This window comes from Burkholderia sp. COPS (assembly GCF_019425585.1).
GTDB lineage: Bacteria > Pseudomonadota > Gammaproteobacteria > Burkholderiales > Burkholderiaceae > Burkholderia > Burkholderia cepacia.
This window is the reverse complement of sequence record NZ_WIXR01000083.1, coordinates 1,950-2,619: the sequence shown is the minus strand read 5'-3', so window position 1 is coordinate 2,619 and position 670 is coordinate 1,950. Positions and strand designations below refer to the sequence as shown.

At 69.4% G+C, this 670-nt stretch carries 1 protein-coding gene; it reads right to left on the bottom strand.

Translation table 11 applies throughout. The annotated features are described in order from the left end of the window. The coding region (locus FOZ70_RS38405) for a molybdopterin-dependent oxidoreductase (protein WP_258025842.1) at positions 1 to 670 on the bottom strand (670 nt) is incomplete at both ends.

Genomic DNA, 670 nt, shown 5'->3' with positions numbered 1-670 from the left:
CCCGCGACGCCGGCATCGCCGAGCGCGGCAAGACGCACTTCTTCAGCGGTCTCGTATTCGAAGTTCGGCAGGCCGAGCAGGCTGCCGAGCACGCGCAGCACCTTCCAGCCCGGACGCGTATCGCCGAGCGGGCGCACGACGCCGTTGAAGCTCTGCACCGTGCCTTCGGCGTTGACGAACGTACCGGCCGTTTCCGTGAACGGCGCAACCGGCAGCAGCACGTCGGCGTAGTCGAGACCGTGCTTGAACGGCGACATCACGACGACCATTTCCGCCTGGTTCAGCGCGGCCAGTGCCTGTGCCGGATCGGCGGTATCGAATTCCGGCTCGACGTTCAGCAGCACGTAGCCCTTGCGCGGCTGCGCGAACGCTTCACGTGCGTTCAGGCCGCCTTCGCCCGGCAGTGCGCCGACGACGTGCGCGCCGACCGTGTTCGCCGCTTCCGTCAGGAAACCGAACGTGGCGCCGGTGTTGTCGGCGATCCACTTGGCGACAGCGTGCAGCTTCGCGAATTCCGGATGGCGGACCGCGACGTTGCCGAGCAACACCGCACGGCGTTCGCCGTTCGCGAGCGACTGGGCGACAGCTTGCGCGGCCGGCGATGCGGTGACGCCTGCGAGCGCGTCGGGCAGCGCGACGCCGCGCAGTTGCGCGACGGCCGCGGCGATGC